A 17,972-nucleotide genomic window follows, 5' to 3' on the forward strand; every position below is an offset into this window, starting at 1 on the left:
AAAAGTTGGAACTAAAAGATGCTTCGACAAGCTCAGCATGACAATTGTGGAAGTTGTAAAATCGGAGGTCAGAGAACTGAAAACTGAAATTAAGGTATCCAATTGTTCTTCCCAAAGTTGGGTTTCCGTTTTTCCAAAAAAGCATTCCGCCCTTCTTTGGCCTCATCCGTCATATAGGCCAAGCGTGTGGCTTCTCCGGCAAACACCTGCTGCCCTACCATACCATCATCGGTAAGGTTCATGGCAAATTTTAGCATTTTTATAGAGGTCGGCGATTTTTCAAGTACCTCTTGAGCCCATTGGTATGCAGTATTTTCCAATTCTTCATGCGGAACAACGGCGTTGACCATCCCCATTTCATAGGCTTCCTGTGCCGAATAGTTTCTGCCCAAGAAAAAAATCTCCCTTGCTTTTTTCTGTCCGACCATTTTCGCCAAATAAGCTGATCCATATCCCCCATCAAAACTGGTTACATCGGCATCGGTTTGTTTAAAAATGGCATGTTCTTTACTGGCCAAGGTCATATCACAGACCACATGCAGACTATGCCCACCGCCAACGGCCCAACCTGGTACTACGGCAATAACGACCTTGGGCATAAAACGAATGAGTCGTTGTACTTCCAAAATATTTAATCGGTGCATTCCATCTTCGCCTACATAGCCTTGGTGTCCCCTAGCCTTCTGGTCACCACCGCTACAAAAAGAATACACGCCATCTTTGGTCGAAGGTCCTTCTGCAGAAAGTAATACAACACCAATTGACGTGTCTTCTTGAGCATCATAAAACGCTTTATAAAGTTCACTAGTGGTCTTTGGCCTAAAAGCATTGCGTACATTGGGTCTGTTAAAAGCGATACGGGCCACGCCATCACATTTTTTATAGGTTATGTCTTCAAATTCTACAGCGGTCTGCCAGTTGGGTGATTTCATAGTATAATTTTATGCAACTACAAAATAACGGAATTTGTGCATAGTGATTTCGAAAATCAAGACTTTTCGACTAATATGATTTTATCCAAATCTTGAGTTTTGTTGTTTGCAGAAATTCATAATTAGTTTTTGTACCATTTTCCAATCCAAAAATGAAGAAGTTTTCAGTATTTCTAGTTTTAGAATGGCTTTGCTTTTGATTCTGGAATTCACTTTGAGCAGCACGAATGTAGAATATGACCTTTTCATGATTTTAAAGTGAAAAAGAGAGACTCAGTATGAACAAGATGACTATATTTAAAACAGTCACGGCAGATTTAAACGAGGTACGGATTACCTATACCATAAGTGGCGAAACCAACAATGAGACCATTCTTTTTGTGCACGGTCTTGGTGCCAACGCTTTGCAGTTTAGTGAACAACATGCCTACTTCCATAAGAAATATAAAGTGATTTCCATAAATTTGAGAGGGCATGGTAATTCATGTATTGTACATGAATTCGATAGTCCTGAACCAACATTACAAAAAATGGCTAAAGATATTATTGGTCTACTTTATAGGCTGGCAATCAGACATGTTCATTTTGTGGGCAATTCCATGGGTGGTAACGTTGGTTATGAAGTGTTGCGATTAGCGCCAGAACGCATAAAATCCTTTACGACCTTTGGTACAACGGCACATATGAAAACTTCAAAGTTTATGTTGGGGCTGTTGCTATTGTCTTACAAGGTATTACCATTGAGATATATTGCTTTTTTATCCAAATCTGCTGGACAAACGGCTGCTTCCAAAGAGCGGATTGAAAAAATGCTAATGCAATCCAACAAAAAGACAATCATGACATTAGTGCCTCATTTGGCAAACTTTGACTATCTGGACATTGTAGAAGAAACCACTGTACCAGTCACGATACTTAAAGGAAAACTGGACAAGGAAATCAATAAAGTGCTTGGGAGCACACTGACCAGATTTAAAAAACGAGGTAATTTCAGCATGATAGTTATTAGAAATGCAGGACACTTTGCCAATTTGGACAATCCTGCTACATTTAATGCTATTTTAGAAAATTTTATATTGAAGATTAATACGCGTTAAGAGGATTTGGTTTTTAATACCGTGACATATCATACCCCATTTACTTATATGATTTTCTAAATATATTATAACCAAGTATTCTTCAATAACGCTGTTTTGAGTGGTTATTGCAAAATCCTAAAAAGGGTATACTATAACCGATTTTTTACTTTGGATATGCCTACTTTTATGATAAGTTGTATTTATCCAACCGTTGCCATTAATACTGAAAAAACTGAAAGACATCTTTAAACATATCGTTCCTGAAGCAAAATTGAATCCAATCTTTGAACTATTACGTACCGGAAAACAATTAGACCCAGCCAAATTACTGATTGAAGAAATTACATCTGAAATGGAAGATAATGATGGGAATTTTATTCAACAATTTCAAACTACAGGATTTAATTCAAGAATTTGGGAAATTTTCTTGTACAAGTTTTTTAAGGAAAGTGGATTTAGTTTTGATAATTCTCACAATCGACCAGATTTTTATGTTGAAAAAGACGGCTTCGACTTTTTTGTTGAAGCGAGTTTATCAAATGAAGTTCCAGAAGAAAAATTCACAAAGGAATATATACTCGAAGCTGAAAAAACTAATGATTTAAAAGTACAAAATGAGCTGATTGAACATTACATCATGCGAATGGGAAGTGTATTGTATTCCAAATTACAAAAAAGATATTGGGAACTTGAATGGGTTGTCGGCAAACCATTAGTTTTAGCGATAACGCCAGCACATAATTATTTAGCAAGTTTTTTACCTGATGCAAAAATCATTGAATATCTATATGGTTTATCTTATGAATCAAAATCTGACGAAGAACCTCATATTCCAAAAGAAATAGTACGGACTGAAAATCACAAATTTGGAGAAAAAGAAATCCCACCTAACTTTTTTGGACTACCAGACACGGAAAATATAAGTGCAGTAATATTTACAAACAATAGTGATTTACACAAATTCAATAGAATGGGATATCAGAGCGGAATTTCTGATGAGATAATTATTATGGAACGTGCAGGATTGGCATTTGACACAACACCGAGTGCTCATCCCGTAGAATTTTCTCAATCAATTATTCCTGGGGATTTAAAAGAAGATTGGAATGAAGGAGTTAATATTTTTCACAATCCAAATGCACTAATTCCTCTAAGACGAGATTTATTTACTAATATTAGACAAACGTGGATTGATGAAGACGGAAGTTTGGAAGGAACAATACCGAAATTTTATCCTTTTAATTCAAAAACCTTACCAGTTGGCTTAGGCTTCTGATAAAGTATTAATGGCAACAAAGTATCCTATAAAACATAGTTAGTAAAGGCTTTCCGAGAGGTTTTTGCGTGTTTGCAAAGTCGCCAAATTTTTAAATTTGACTTTTAAGAAAGAAAAGATAAAAACAAAACATAAAAATTCGGCTTATATATAATCCGAAAAATAAACGTCTATTTACATGCTACGTTTAATATATGTGACCGTTACAATAATTTAAAGAAACCGAAAGCCCATAACCTCTTCAAGTTTTCTAAGTAAAAATGAAATACTTTTCTATAAATCTATATCTCAAAATGCTCAATTGTGCTATAGCAGAAGGTATGTCCAGAAATGAATTTAAAAATTGGCCTACTCCAATTGAAGAAGCTGAAAAATTACAGGTCATCTCAGCAGAAGAGTTTTTAACTGCGCACGAATTACTCGATGATAAACTTGGCCCTGGTTTTGGGGTTCGTGTAGGTCAGCAAATGATTATTGAAGATTATGGCGTTTTAGGGCTTTCCTGGCGTACTTGTTCAAGAGTTGGTGAGATTTTTGAACGTAGTGAACGCTATTTTAAATTGCTCTCAAATACCTTTGTATGGCAAATCAAAGAAGAAGGAAACGTTTCTCACGTACTACTTAATAGAGAAGCCCATAGAAGAGGAATGGAATTATCAACTGAGGCAAGTTTATCTGCTACTGTTGTGGTATTGCAAGCCATGTCCGAAAAAGATATTTTACCAACCCAAGTTAGTTTTAAGCACAACGCACCCAAAGATTTGACTAGCTTTAATGCCGCTTTTAAGTGCCCTATACACTTTAATCAGCCGTCCTATTCCATAAGTTATAAAACAGCTGATTTAAATCTGAGAACTGCCAAAGCAGATGCAAGTATCAATAACTACTTGCTGCAACAAGTAGATGAAAATACAAAAGGAATTAAAATACCGGGCAATACATTTGTCCGCGATGTTGAATCGTTAATTAAAGATGCCCTTCCAACAGGTATACCGGGAATTCAAGATATAAGCGCCCTTTTGGCAATGAGCAATAGAACACTTACCAGAAAACTTTCTGAAGCAGGTGTGACCTATCGGGATTTAATTAGAAAAACTCAAGAACATCTCTCTAAGGAAATGTTACTTGATGATGTACATAGCATTGGCGAGATTGCCTTCTTAACGGGGTTTTCAGAACAAAGTACATTTAATCGTGCATTCAAGAAATGGACCAACCAAACTCCATCAGAATTTAGAAAAATAGCTAAAAACTCCATTTTGGCGCAAAATGTCAAAAGGTTGTCCTGAAGTGTCAAAAATCCCATTTGATCACTGCGCAACTTTGTATCATCAAATTATTTAAAACATAAGCATTATGAAACAAAACATTTTAGTTATCGGAGGCACTGGAAAAACTGGTCGTAGAGTTGCAGAAAACTTAACACAATCTGGACATAACGTACGGGTTGTTGGGAGAAAAACGAACCCGGCTTTTGATTGGGAAAATCCAGAAACCTATAGTGCCGCTTTAAAAGATATGGATAGAGCTTACATTGTATATTATCCTGATTTGGCTGTCCCAGGCTCAAGAGATGCGATCAGCACACTTACTAAAAAGGCATTAGAGGCAGGTTTAGAAAAAGTAGTATTACTCTCTGGTAAAGGTGAAACTGAAGCTGAAGCTTGTGAGGAAATTGTGGCCAATTCTGGATTAAACTATACCTTGGTAAGAGCGTCATGGTTTAATCAGAATTTTAGTGAAGGTGCCTTTTTAGAATTTGTATTAGATGGTGCGGTCGCACTGCCCATGCCAGAGGCCGAAATTCCATTTGTGGATGTAGATGATATTGCTGACGTAGTTTCGAAAGTTATTTTGGATGATTCGTATAATGGACAAACCATAACCGTTACCGGGCCTCAAAAGCGAACCTTTAAGGAGGTCGTTGAAATTATGGCAGAAGCTTCTGATAAACAGATTCAATTTATACCCATTTCTATTGACGAATTTAAGGAAGGTATGCGAAAGGCAGGATTACCTGATTCTTACGTTTGGCTATTCGGTTATTTATTCCAAGAAGTATTGGGGAATCCTAAGAACCAAGAGATCTCTAATGATGTTGCCAAAGTTTTAGGTAGACCTGCTAAAGATTTTGAAACATATGCAACAAAAACAGCAGCATCTGGTGTTTGGAATCAAAGTGTTGCGAATACTTTATAAAATCTGAAGGTCGTAGTTTAAAAAAGAAGTAACTATTCCCAATAAGATGTATAAGTAATAGCAAATTGAATTCAAATTCATGCTGCTATTACTTTTTACTTTGTAAATTCCTTTCAGAAAAAGTAGCCTGTATAAATTCGCTACGTTACAGTTGGGCACAAACTAAAAACCATACGCCATCGTGAATGACATATTTGGAACCCACATATTACTTCGATTTTGAAAACAAATCAGTTCAAGACCTGATTTCCGAATTTAAAACTGATACGTGGTCCGATAAAGAAAAGGCAATTGGAATTTACACCAAAGTACGTGATCATTGGAAATATGACCCTTACAGCATAAGTCTTTCAAAAGACAAGTATAAGTCAAGTCATATTGCGCAAAAACAGTCTGGAAATTGTGTGGAAAAATCAATATTGCTAATTGCTTGCCTTCGTGTTTTGGGAATACCTGCAAGATTACATTTGGGAAAAGTCAAAAATCATATAGCTGTTGAAAGATTAACCGAAAAATTTGGTTCCAATGAATTGACGCCCCACGGAATGGTCAACGTCTATCTAGATGCGAAGTGGTTGAAAATGTCGCCAGCATTCAATAAATCACTGTGTAAGAAACTGAATGTTGAACCATTGGAATTTGATGGGGAAAACCATTCGTTTTTGCAACAATACGATAGCAAGGGAACCCGATTTATGGAATACTTGGACGATTATGGGTATTTTGATGATGTCCCTTTTGATTTCATGGTCGAGAATATTAAAAAACACTATCCTGATATCTTTGATACGAATGAAAAAATAACGGAGTTTAAATTGTGAAAAACCAGTTATCAATAATGCTGCAATACTGAAACGACAAGGACTATTCAAAATATATAACCAAACACAATAAAATAGCTGAATTAAAATGAAAATAAAAGCTTTATTCTTGATCTTTATAGTAACAATATTCCCTTATGACACAGTCTACGGACAAGGCAATGAAAATAAAATTTCAGCTCAAAAAACCAGCAAAATAAATGCAAGATTGATTGTTAGTTCTGGAATGTCAGAAAAGAATATTCCTTTGAATAATCTAAAAGAGATTAATGTAAAAGAGGGTGAAAAGGTATTCTTTTATATTAAATGGTTCAATCTAACCAAGAACTCCTATACAACTTCAATGGATTTCTTAGATGTCAACAATAACTTTTTAGCCCAAAGTAGCGCATATAAGTTCAGGCCTAAAAAGAAAACTCACAATACATGGAATTCAAGAAAATTCAGAGAAATAATAATACCTGAAGGGGTTCTAAAAATTAGAATAAATCTGGACCAAGAAATTATTTTGGAACGTGAAATTAAGGTCAAATACAAGACTGAATAATTTCTTTGTCAAGAGAATACAGATGTCATTCAATCGATAATCGATATATGCACAATTAGTCATAAAATAGGGCTAAAACAAATTCTTTACGGTCAGTCTTCTATTTTGAAACTGCACACAATCTTTATGAATAATGCCCTAATTTTAAAATTAAATTAAAACTGGGATGACAGAATCAACGCAATGGATGCTATGGGCTTTGTCCATAGTGGCGACTATAATCACTTTCATTATTCCCTTATTAAGGGCAAGAAAGAGCAATAAGTTTTTACAATCTAGTTTAAAAGTCCTGCAAGAATCAAATAAAACCTTATCGGAGAAAATCTCTGAGTTAAGCACCAAGTCGGAAATGGAAGTGTTCTATATCAAATTGAAAAATGATATCAATCAAGCGTTGGAATCAGAAACTGAGTTGAAGGATATAGATACTAAACCAAGAATTAAGCAAAGTTTGGGTGAAGCTTTTGGAATTGATCCTCTTCAAAATTCAACGGAAAGAGAAGGATGGGAATATTTTACCAATTGGCGTCTTAAAAGAAGGGTTGAAGGATAGTCGAAGACCAATTAGTTTAAAACAACTAATGCTTTATGCACTACGTAATCATACACTAAACCGTTGTTAATATTGTGAACGAGCAAGTAAAAAACATCGTAGATGGGGTTTTTTCAATATCCCAAAAATCATTTTGTAAGATTGACGGTTTACTCACGCTTGAAACCTTTAAAAAAGGAGAGATATTTATTCAAAATACCAAACACAATGAAAAGGAATATTTCCTGTTAGATGGAGTTTGCAAAAGCTATTTAGTCAATCCGGATGGTGACGAAATTACCATATCCCTATTTACTGAAAATACCATTTTATCCCCTCAGTCCATTAGGACTTCAAAAAATATTTCCAACCTAAATTTCAAAGCGATAACTGATATAACATTAGCATCGATGAATGCCGAAGCATTTGAAAATTTAAGAATAGCGAATAGAGAAATTCGCAACTTCGGAAACGCCGTTCTTCAAAATGAGCTTATATCAAAAGTTGAAAAAGAAATTGGTCTAGCCTCTTTAACGGCAAAAGAAAGATTGATACGATTCCGCAAAAAACACCCACTTTTGGAAAACCGTATTCCACATACCGATATTGCATCATACCTAGGAATTACAACTATCTCTTTAAGTAGACTTCGCAAAGAGTTGTCCCGCTGACCGTTTTTATCATTTGTTAATGGAAAAGTGTAGACCGCATTCTAATTTTGCTTCATACCAAAAATGAGCGATTTGAGTGCAATAGCAGTATTGGTATAATCTCGGAGTATATGGATTCAACAGCACAAAACGCAGAGTTTATAAGAAATGGAGCACACACATTAAGCTTAAAAGCATATTCAAATAGAGCTTCTGAAACAATTATGTTACTTCATGGAGGGCCAGGAGTTCCTGATGATATGTTGGAAATAGTTGAAGTACTTAAAAATGATTTTCGGGTAATAACTTTTGAGCAAAGAGGAGTTGGACAATCGGTATGTAATGCGTGTGGATATGCTATGGAAGATTACATTTCGGATATTGACGCCATTAGTGAAAACTTAAAAATAGACAGATTTCATCTGTTTGGACATTCATGGGGCGGTCTATATGCCCAGATATATGCAGAAGCAAGACCTAAGAAAATTAGAAGCTTATTTCTCTGTAGCCCAAGTTCCGGTACGAATGAAACATGGAAAAAGACTGAAAAGGAAGTCATGGAATTCAATAAGAAGAGTACATCCAAAAAAGAATGGATACAAATGGGCTGGAATTCGGTATTAGGAATGTTGGGAAGTGATAGCGCATATCAAAAGCTTTTTAAACAAGTGCTTAAAAACTACCATAGCGCGTATGGTGAAGTGAAAATTGAAGAAGCTTTTTTTAATAAAATACATGCAGAGCCAATTAACAAGACTACAAAAGAAATCGTGAACTATAGGCCACTGTCAATATTCAACAATCCAAATTATCCGATACTAATAACCTATGGGAAAACTGATATTTATGGAAATAGCAAAAATGAACTTCTAAAAAGATTTCCAACAGCTAAAGTTGAACTTATAGAAAAGAGCGGGCATATACCTTGGAAACATAACCCAACTGAATTTAACAGGATAGTAAATGAGTTCTATCTGGCATAAGAACAAGTATCTATGAAAATTAAAATATAGTGACTATGAATTTAATCTTACAGACAATCTTAATAGGTATTGGAGCTACCCTTTTTATGGACCTGTATGCTTTGTTATTAAAAATCTTCGGTATAAAATCGCTTGACTATAGATTTTTAGGCCGGTGGATAGGGCATTTCACAAAAGGGCATTTTCGTCATAACCATATCATGAAATCCTCAGCTATGCCTTATGAACTGTCAGTTGGGTGGACTGCCCACTATCTCATTGGAATCACGTTCGCACTTTTATTGGTTTTTGCTTTTGGGAAAAAATGGTTGGAAAATCCAACCGTACTACCTGCTTTGTGTATTGGCATTATAACTATTATTGCTCCTTTTTTTCTAATGCAACCTGCTTTTGGTTTTGGTGTTGCAGGCTCAAATTTACCAGACCCGAACAAAGCCAGGCTTATGAGCTTTATAACTCATTCGGTATTTGGACTGGGTTTATACCTAAGTGCTATAATTCTAAAGCAAATAATAGAGAGATTTGCTTAGATACATAAAAACTACTTATAACAACCATAAAAGCCGTTGTGCTAGTTGTTGATAGGTAACAACGGACAGCTATAAGTCTATTTAACAGCTCTTTTCCTAGTGTACACAAAAGTCAAAGTCTAAATGGTCCATCGGTTGAAATGTCATAATGAATCAAAATTATTTGGACTCCCTGGTTATGACCTGTACCTAAATACAAGAGGGAACAATAAGCCAAGTTACTCTACGTATTTATTTGGAAAAGCATGCAAGAACTTTACAGACTTGGTTATGCTTGTAAAGAAATACACTTACTCTGTTCTCAATTCAAATAGTATCCTCTATATTTATTGGAATAATCGATTTTGATGAAAACACAATTTGTAAGCAAATACGGAATAGATTTTAATCATGTGGAATCCTATGATTCGCCAGATGGAGAACAAATATTGCTAAAGAACCAACAATTCTTTAAAAACTATGAATACAAAAGGGATTGGGACGGAACTCCCGTTAGGGTGATTAGATTGCAAGATGGCTCCACTAACTATGCCGATTACATAAAAACGAAGACTGCTACTCTATGCAGGCAAGTAAATGTACTGAGCGTTGATGATAGGTACATAGATGACCTGACCGAGCAGGAATATTATGAGCTATGCGACTTTTATATCGCCCGTAAGCGATTTTTGGAACAAGTTGATGAAAGTAATTGTAAATCAAAATATAGGCTTAATAAATTTTTTCGTTTTAATGAATCAACGATACGAGCAAGATTTCATAAAAATGGGGAATATGTTATGCAAATTTTGAAGCCCAACAGCACTTTGCTCATTGAAAAGTTAGGATTAATGGTTGAAATCCCATCAGAGCAACTTAGAAATGAACTGACGGAAGCCGAATATTACGAGCTAAGCTTATCGCTTATGAATATGGGCAAAGATTTGTCATAATCCAAACTCATTTATTGTTTTTTGCTTCAATCCACTTTGCCATGTACTTAGTACTTGCCATGGTTTGCTGTTGCAAAAGTTTTCCTATAAAATTATTGTTTCGATGCGAACACAATTCACTTTGAAGTGTTTCAAGATGGGTCATCAACTTGCCTTCCCAAATATCCTTATCGTATAATTGGTTTATTATGGATACTCCGCTTCGTTGAGCTTGCAGCCATTTTTTTTCATCACTATAAAGTGTAATGGCAGCTTTTGCAAATGTTTCCCAATCATCAGTAATAGTTCCGTTCCACGGCATATTTTCATGCATCCCTTCTGCCCCAACACTTGTAGTGATACTAGGAGTGCCATTCGTCATCGCATCTATTAGCTTTCCTTTGATTCCTGCACCAAACTGAAGCGGCGCCAGTAGTATACGGTGATTTTGCACTACCTTTTTTAAATCCCTTGCCCAGCCCTTTACATAAAACCCTTCTTTTGGGTTGTGCATTTCCAAAACCTGCTGCGAAAGGTAAGCTCCGTGTATATGTAGCTTTGCATCTGGCAAAACTTTCGTGATTAAGGGCCAAATATTGTTTTTTAATACAACAATCGAATCTACATTAGGAGCGTGTTTACCATTGCCAATACAAACAAAATCTTTACGATTTTCAAAATTGGGCCACCTTGTTATGTCTGCTTCTAAGTTTTTTTCCAAAAGAAATGGAAGGTGGAAAAGTAAGTTTGCTGGAAGCTGTAATCTGCTCTCCAAGATTTCAACTTCGTAGGAAGAAATTAACAGCGTACAATCAGAACGGTAGATACTGGCGACTTCACGCATTGTTTTTGGGTGGCTTTTCCATTGCTGCAAGGTAAACTCCTGCCCTTTCTTAACGCATTCCGCTCTAGCCGTTCTTAAGGAATGTAAATCTTCCGTATTCAGTGTTCTAATTGCACTGGGAACAAATTCTGCAACACGCCAACCAAACTGTTCTTCGACCATAAATCGGTCAAAAATTACCATGGTAGGATGTAAATCCTGTACATACGTGTCAAAACTGGAATGATTCAGTTTTAAGGAAACTGTTTCTACTTCCAAAGTATCTAAATCAAGGCTATGCTCTGTCTTAGTTGCTGTTGTCCCAAAAACAACAGTATAACCGTTGGTTTTAAAAAATAATATCAATTGCAACATACGATGGCCCGCAGCTGTTGTGGCAGGCTCAGGCCAAACGTAACCAATTATAAATACAGTCTTCCCCATTGTTTATGAGCTACATTGAAAAGAATAACCGCCAATTATAGCATAGCAGCAAATTTTTTGGAAATACTGGAACGCAATTTACGTTCATAATCTTCTTCTAACCACTCTTTGTAATTTTTGGTGTTGTTCATGATACAGTACGAATATTGACGAACCCGATAAGCAATTTCCTCTTTAAGTTCCTTTGCCAAGATACGGGCATCAAACACATCCTCACTATTTTCCACACAGATCTGTGCATGTTGCTCAATGCTCATCTCCAAAACCAATTTGGACTTTTTACCCTGTGCGAAGATTTTCTTGTACTCTTCTTTAATGTTGAAAGAAATATTTTCTGATTTACTGAACTTCGCTTTGAGTTCTGCCGGCATTTCATACACAAAATCGCGCTCTATTTCCTCATCATTTTTGATGTTCTCCAAATAGAAGTCGGGGAAATGGAAGATTTCCTGCCAATCCAAAGGGTCGTCCCAAGGGCCAAATCTGGCAAGGTTGTTTCCCATATCGATGACCGAGAACTCATCTTTATTGGGCAGAACACGTGACCCCCTCCCAATCATTTGAAAATATAGCGTAAGTGACCTAGTGGCACGGTTAAGAATGATGGACTGTACACTGGGTTCATCAAAACCTGTGGTCAAGATACTCACAGAAGTAAGTATGGCATCTGGCGTGTTTGCAAACCATTCCAATATTTCGCTTCGTTCTGATGCGGTATTCTTATTATCTAAATGCCGTATGTTGTAACCCGCCTTTCTAAAGGTCTCGTAAACATACAGCGATGTATTTATCCCATTATTGAAAATAAGCGTTTTGGTACCTTTTGCTATCTCCTCATAGGCAGAGACCAGTTTGCCCAACATACTGTGGTTGCCATAGAGTTCATCGGACGATTTTACCGTATAGTCACCATTGATGCCCAATTTCAGTGTTTTAAGGCTTACATCATAGCTGTAAAGGTTCGCCTTGGCCAAAAAACGTTTCGCTATCAAAGATTTGATGGACTCCCCAATGATCAAATGTTTGTAATGATCCTTCATAGGGAGTTTTATGTTGGAACTTAAGGGGGTTGCTGTCACCCCAAGAATCGTGGCCCCTTCAAAATATTTGAACAATTTTCTGAAGGAATTGTAATGTGCTTCATCAATAATGACCAGTCCAACATTGTTTATGGTAACCTTTTCTTCTTGAAGTCTATTGTTCAAGGTTTCCACCATTGCAACAAAACACATATAATCATCTTGGTCCTGAAGCTCTTTTACCTCACTGTTAATGATTTTATTGGCAACACCAAAACCGTGAAGCATTTTAGATGTCTGTCTGCTCAATTCAATCCTGTGGGTAAGTACCATCACCTTCTTACCCGTATCCTGAATATATTTACGGGTTATTTCTGAGAAAACTACCGTCTTTCCACCGCCTGTCGGCAACTGGTACAAGATATTTGTACCTGCCGGTAGCTCATCAATGTGCTTGAAGATTTTTTTAAGGTCTTCTTCTTGGTAATCGTATAATGTTTTTTTGCTAGCTGTTCTTTCTATCTCCAAAGGAAAACGGGATATTAAATGTTCCAAATTATCAAACCTTACAAAATTAGGAGTTTTTTGTATGCCCTATGAGCTTTATTGCATCAATTCTTTCAAGATACTATCAACAACCATTTGAACCTGGTTTTTAAGTCATCTTTTGTCCTTCTGATAACATTTTGATAACAATAACACTTGCTGTTTGGAAAATAACCTTTTATGATGTATAATGTAAGCTATAATCATTTAGAAATCATTTACACATATGAGGCAGCTTAAAATTATCAAGCAGGTAACCAATAGAGAATCAAAATCCCTAGACAAATACCTTCAAGATATTAGCAAAATAGATTTGATCACTGCCCAAGAAGAAGTAGAACTGGCCCAACGCATAAGGGATGGAGACCAAGTAGCCCTGGAAAAGCTTACCAATGCCAACCTAAGGTTTGTCGTTTCCGTTGCCAAACAATACCAAAATCAAGGTTTGACACTGCCAGATTTAATCAACGAAGGCAATGTTGGTTTGGTAAAGGCCGCCAAACGTTTTGATGAGACCCGTGGATTTAAGTTTATCTCATATGCCGTATGGTGGATCAGGCAGTCCATCCTACAAGCATTGGCTGAGCAATCTAGGGTTGTGCGACTTCCACTTAACAAAATAGGTTCGATCAATAAGATAAAAAAAACATTTTCGTACTTGGAACAGGCCCATGAACGTCCTCCTTCCCCTGAAGAAATTGCCAAAGAATTGGATATGACGGTTTCTGAGGTGAAACAATCGCTAAAGAATACAGGGAGACATGTATCTATGGACGCCCCGCTTAAAGAAGGAGAAACATCCAGTTTGTATGACGTGATCAACTCTGGCGAATCGCCCAAACCCGATAAGGAACTGATGCATCAATCCCTAAACACGGAAATCAACCGTGCTTTGGAAACCCTTTCACCCAGAGAAGCTGATGTTGTACGCCTGTATTATGGAATAGGAGACCAGCAGTCCATGACCCTAGAAGAGATTGGAAGCACTTTTGACCTAACACGGGAACGTGTAAGGCAGATACGGGAAAAAGCGATTAGAAAGTTAAGACATGCATCTAAAAGCAAGATTTTGAAATCCTACCTGGGGTGAATCCAATTTGTACTATATACAAAAAAAGGGGACGTTGACGTCCCCTTTCTTAGTTATACACTTTAAAACATTTAAGTACGGTTCAATTGGCTTATGTTAAAGTCGGTTAACATGTCATTCAAATCTTTGATGAAATTTAGGTAGGCCGTGTTTTCGTTGTTCTGATTTTTCATGGGATGTATTTTTAGATTTGGGCTATAAATAGTCAAGTTCCACTAATTCGTTAATGCTCAATATTTCGTTAAGTTCTTGAAGAAATGACAAATATTCTTCTCCGTAGGTATCGTATAACATAATATTTAGGTCGTTTTTTATTTGGGTTATAATTATAACGTAAACCTAAATGAAAGATTATAAGAGTACAATATTTTGTGGTGAAATTCTTTTTTTGAGTTGTGAAATCGAAAAAAAAGTTTTAAAAGGAATAACTTTTTATGGGAGAAAATTCAAGTGATAATTGAATTTGAATTTTTTGCAGCAAATTATTTTTCGGAATCGGAAAGTTCTGTTTTGAAAATATCTAGGGTTAGTTCAAAATCAATATCTAGATCTATATCGATTTTAGGTGGCTTAATATCAAACTCCTCATACAAAAAGCATAGGCTCATAGGCATGAGTTCATCTTCCAATTCAGTAACTTTAATGTTCGATAACAGTTGCTCCTTAACATGAAAGGCTTTGTTGCTAATGACAAGTTCAGAACAATTCTCAAGTTCTTCAAGCAAAGGTATTTCTTTCTTGTCCCCTACTTCTAAAATCTGGTCCAAAAGAATAAGTTTAGAATCCGTATCCGATGCATACTCTATAAGATGATAAAAGATACTGTGGTGATATTCGGGTAAAAAACCATCTTCCATGACAATACTAGTTTAATTTCTACATATTTCGCAACACATCAATTTCAAAATCGACCATTTCTTCAACTTTTGGGTATTCAACCAAAAATTGCTCGTACAAAAAATAAAGATGCTTGGTATCCTTGTCCGTTTTACAAACCGTAACAATTTGGTCGGTTATCTCTAAAAGGCTCACCGTTTTCATCATCCGAAGGCAGGGCTGAATTTTTTGGCAAGCATACTCAATTTCTTTAAAATCTTCAGTATCCAAATGAATTTTTAGGCTACCTATAAATTCAAAAATATTCTGTTTGTACAACCGTATCAATTCCTCCAGCAGTTCCATTTGTCCCATGCACTCAGTGAGCACAGGTTTTAAATTTACCTTTTGGGCAAAAACAACAGACTGTAAGTCTTTTTCTATTGAAAGTATATTTGAAGGCATATTGGTCTCATTTTTTGAATTGATTTTATGTATTTTATGACCATTTTCCAATTGTAGACAAACATTTTTGATCATTTGGGCAATTTCTCGCTGACTTTTGGACAGTCCAGTTTTTTGAAGCGTATTTATTAAATCGAGCAGTACATTGATATCGCTCAATTCATTTTCTTCTTTCTGAACGCTGAATGGTTCAGAGTTACCCTCAATGCCTACTCGCTGGTAAATTACATCCAGCTGCTCCATTTCGGAAATGCCAAATACTTTGTTCTCAAGACCGGATTTAAAACAATCAAAAGATCTTTTCAATTCACCTGCTTCGACCGTTCCAAGTTCTTCATAGGAAAAGTTGCTCAATCCTATTTCCAATTTTTCTAAATACAGTAATAATTCTCGTGTTCCCAAATTTTCTATATATGTTGCTTACACTATTAAAAATCCTGATTTAAAGAGGGTTTCCCAACTTATTGTTCCAAACCGTTCCCATTTTGTTGTCAAATTGCTTTATTTGTAGGTGTAAACAAACCATTATGAAGTATTTCTATTTACTGTGCAGTGTCTGCCTATTGTTTTCATGTGCCAACAAAAACGAAAAACCGAAAGAAACCTTGGAAGAAATAGCAAAACGAATTCATGAAAAAGTAATCACTATTGATACCCATAACGATATCAATGTGAAGAATTTTACAGATAGTATCAACTACACCCAAGATCTGGAAACGCAAATAACGTTACCAAAAATGATAGAAGGTGGTTTGGATGTAACCTGGCTGATAGTCTATACCGGGCAGGATTCTCTAAATGCCGAAGGCTACGCAAAGGCATCAGAAAATGCAATTGCCAAGTTTGAAGCCATACATCGGCTTTGCGAAACGTATGCGCCGGACAAAATAGAACTGGCAATGACATCCAATGATGTTAGGCGAATTAATAACGCTGGCAAGAAAGTGGCTATGATCGGTGTGGAAAATGCATACCCTATAGGTGAAGACTTATCAAAATTTGAAGAATACCACAAACGAGGAGCACGATACATTTCATTGTCACATAATGGACATAGTCAATTCTGTGATTCCAATACAGGCGAAAAAGATAGTATTTGGTTACATAATGGTTTAAGTGATATTGGTATAGATGCTGTAACAGAGATGAATAGACTTGGAATAATGATAGATGTTTCGCACCCGTCCAAAGAATCCATGAAGCAGATGGTGGCAATTTCCGAAGCTCCTATCATAGCCTCACATTCATCGGCGAGAGCACTGTGCGACCACAGTAGAAATTTAGACGACGAACAACTTTTATTGCTCAAACAGAATGGCGGGGTAGTTCAAACAGTGGCATTTAGTTCGTATTTAAACACAGAAAAGCATGAGGCAAGAGCAGAATACATGAAAAAAATCCATAAACAGATTGCTGATTCCCTGGGTATTAACTGGTACGAACGCTCCCAATTTTCAACATTGTCAGCTACACAACGTGCCGAATTCATGGAGAATTACCCAAAGGTCAAGAAAATGGGGACAGCGTTAGCAAAAAAAGATGAAAATGCTCCTCCAGCGGTAAACGTTTCGGACTTTGTGGACCATATTGATTATATGGTTAAGCTCATTGGAATTGACCATGTAGGAATTAGCTCAGATTTTGATGGCGGCGGCGGTATTGAAGCATGGTCAGATGCATCTGAAACCTTTAACGTAACGCTAGAGCTTGTAAAAAGAAACTATACGGAAGAAGAAATTAGCAAACTTTGGGGCGGAAATTTACTGCGTGTCTTGGACGAGGTACAGGAAATTGCCAAAGGGGTAAACTAAGATTCTTCTTTTTCGCGCTTTGCGAGCCTGTCTTTTACGTATTCGATTTTCGTTTTTCCGTGTGGCTTTGGATTCCCTTTTTCATCCAGATTAACCATAATGATATTATCAACGGTAACAATACTTTCGTGGGTCATCTTATTGCGCACCTCACAGTTCAGTGAGATGGATGTAGTCCCAAATTTTATGACCTCTATACCAATTTCAACGATGTCGCCCTTTTCTGCGGTGCTCATAAAATTGATTTCGGAAATATATTTGGTCACTACTTTTTTACTTTCTAATTGAACAATACTGTACAATGCGGCCTCTTCATCTATCCAAGCAAGTAACTTACCGCCAAACAAAGTTCCATTGGCATTTAAATCTTCGGGTTTGACCCATTTTCTTGTATGAAATCTCATAAGAATTTTGTTTTTCTACGTGTTGTCAAACAAATTTAGGGCAAAAAAATATGGGTAGTAATAGGCATTTTTCACTTTGTCCATAGAATTGCAA

Annotated in this window: 19 protein-coding genes; 13 read left to right on the forward strand and 6 right to left on the reverse strand. The window is 36.4% G+C overall.

Annotation, left to right across the window (positions count from 1 at the left end; all coding sequences use genetic code 11):
* Window positions 1–89: 89 nt before the first annotated feature.
* Window positions 90–932, reverse strand: a complete 843-nt coding sequence (locus tag LV716_RS16680; RefSeq protein WP_163418910.1) for a 1,4-dihydroxy-2-naphthoyl-CoA synthase — start codon at window positions 930–932, stop codon at window positions 90–92.
* A gap of 278 nt (window positions 933–1,210) precedes the next feature.
* Between LV716_RS16680 and LV716_RS16685 the strand changes: the two genes are divergently transcribed.
* From LV716_RS16685 to LV716_RS16735, 11 genes are all read left to right on the forward strand, one after another.
* Window positions 1,211–2,029: an alpha/beta fold hydrolase gene (locus tag LV716_RS16685; RefSeq protein ID WP_163418911.1), complete on the forward strand. Its 819-nt coding sequence runs from the start codon at window positions 1,211–1,213 to the stop codon at window positions 2,027–2,029.
* Window positions 2,030–2,222: 193 nt separating this feature from the next.
* Window positions 2,223–3,287: a hypothetical protein gene (locus LV716_RS16690; protein ID WP_163418912.1), complete on the forward strand. Its 1,065-nt coding sequence runs from the start codon at window positions 2,223–2,225 to the stop codon at window positions 3,285–3,287.
* A gap of 293 nt (window positions 3,288–3,580) precedes the next feature.
* Entirely contained in the window at window positions 3,581–4,576 is a 996-nt protein-coding gene (locus LV716_RS16695; RefSeq protein WP_233759171.1) for an AraC family transcriptional regulator, read from the forward strand.
* A gap of 67 nt (window positions 4,577–4,643) precedes the next feature.
* Complete coding sequence (locus LV716_RS16700; protein ID WP_163418914.1) at window positions 4,644–5,486, forward strand: NmrA family NAD(P)-binding protein; 843 nt, start codon at window positions 4,644–4,646, stop codon at window positions 5,484–5,486.
* A 185-nt stretch (window positions 5,487–5,671) separates the two neighbouring features.
* Entirely contained in the window at window positions 5,672–6,307 is a 636-nt protein-coding gene (locus LV716_RS16705) for a transglutaminase family protein (RefSeq protein ID WP_163418915.1), read from the forward strand.
* Between the two features lie 88 nt (window positions 6,308–6,395).
* Entirely contained in the window at window positions 6,396–6,854 is a 459-nt protein-coding gene (locus tag LV716_RS16710) for a hypothetical protein (protein WP_163418916.1), read from the forward strand.
* Window positions 6,855–7,020: 166 nt separating this feature from the next.
* Window positions 7,021–7,407 (forward strand): hypothetical protein, encoded by a 387-nt coding sequence (locus LV716_RS16715; RefSeq protein WP_163418917.1) that lies wholly within the window; start codon window positions 7,021–7,023, stop codon window positions 7,405–7,407.
* A 74-nt stretch (window positions 7,408–7,481) separates the two neighbouring features.
* Entirely contained in the window at window positions 7,482–8,057 is a 576-nt protein-coding gene (locus LV716_RS16720; RefSeq protein ID WP_205600134.1) for a Crp/Fnr family transcriptional regulator, read from the forward strand.
* A gap of 110 nt (window positions 8,058–8,167) precedes the next feature.
* A complete protein-coding gene (locus tag LV716_RS16725; protein WP_163418918.1) occupies window positions 8,168–9,019 on the forward strand; it encodes an alpha/beta fold hydrolase in 852 nt (283 codons plus the stop codon).
* A 35-nt stretch (window positions 9,020–9,054) separates the two neighbouring features.
* Complete coding sequence (locus LV716_RS16730; RefSeq protein ID WP_163418919.1) at window positions 9,055–9,549, forward strand: DUF2938 domain-containing protein; 495 nt, start codon at window positions 9,055–9,057, stop codon at window positions 9,547–9,549.
* A gap of 347 nt (window positions 9,550–9,896) precedes the next feature.
* A complete protein-coding gene (locus LV716_RS16735; RefSeq protein ID WP_163418920.1) occupies window positions 9,897–10,481 on the forward strand; it encodes a hypothetical protein in 585 nt (194 codons plus the stop codon).
* 7 nt (window positions 10,482–10,488) lie between these two features.
* Here the strand turns inward: LV716_RS16735 and LV716_RS16740 are convergent, their stop codons facing one another.
* Complete coding sequence (locus tag LV716_RS16740; RefSeq protein WP_163418921.1) at window positions 10,489–11,727, reverse strand: glycosyltransferase; 1,239 nt, start codon at window positions 11,725–11,727, stop codon at window positions 10,489–10,491.
* 35 nt (window positions 11,728–11,762) lie between these two features.
* Window positions 11,763–13,301, reverse strand: a complete 1,539-nt coding sequence (locus tag LV716_RS16745) for a DEAD/DEAH box helicase (protein WP_370637436.1) — start codon at window positions 13,299–13,301, stop codon at window positions 11,763–11,765.
* A gap of 217 nt (window positions 13,302–13,518) precedes the next feature.
* Here LV716_RS16745 and LV716_RS16750 point away from each other — a divergent pair, with 217 nt between their 5' ends.
* Window positions 13,519–14,382, forward strand: coding sequence for an RNA polymerase sigma factor RpoD/SigA (locus LV716_RS16750; protein WP_163418922.1), 864 nt, complete (start codon window positions 13,519–13,521; stop codon window positions 14,380–14,382).
* A gap of 482 nt (window positions 14,383–14,864) precedes the next feature.
* On the opposite strand, the gene LV716_RS16755 is transcribed toward LV716_RS16750, so the two are convergent.
* Both LV716_RS16755 and LV716_RS16760 read right to left on the reverse strand, forming a co-directional pair.
* Entirely contained in the window at window positions 14,865–15,239 is a 375-nt protein-coding gene (locus LV716_RS16755) for a hypothetical protein (RefSeq protein WP_163418923.1), read from the reverse strand.
* Window positions 15,240–15,258: 19 nt separating this feature from the next.
* Window positions 15,259–16,065 (reverse strand): hypothetical protein, encoded by an 807-nt coding sequence (locus tag LV716_RS16760; RefSeq protein ID WP_163418924.1) that lies wholly within the window; start codon window positions 16,063–16,065, stop codon window positions 15,259–15,261.
* A 125-nt stretch (window positions 16,066–16,190) separates the two neighbouring features.
* On the opposite strand from LV716_RS16760, the gene LV716_RS16765 reads away from it, so the two are divergent.
* Window positions 16,191–17,474 carry a dipeptidase gene (locus tag LV716_RS16765; protein ID WP_163418925.1) on the forward strand — a complete coding sequence of 428 codons (1,284 nt, stop codon included), beginning with the start codon at window positions 16,191–16,193 and terminating at the stop codon, window positions 17,472–17,474.
* Here LV716_RS16765 and LV716_RS16770 read toward each other — a convergent pair.
* Window positions 17,471–17,878: an acyl-CoA thioesterase gene (locus LV716_RS16770; RefSeq protein WP_163418926.1), complete on the reverse strand. Its 408-nt coding sequence runs from the start codon at window positions 17,876–17,878 to the stop codon at window positions 17,471–17,473. The two genes, LV716_RS16765 and LV716_RS16770, sit on opposite strands and share 4 nt — an antisense overlap.
* Window positions 17,879–17,972: the final 94 nt, after the last annotated feature.

The sequence above is a fragment of the Flagellimonas sp. HMM57 genome (assembly GCF_021390175.1).
Taxonomy (GTDB): domain Bacteria; phylum Bacteroidota; class Bacteroidia; order Flavobacteriales; family Flavobacteriaceae; genus Flagellimonas.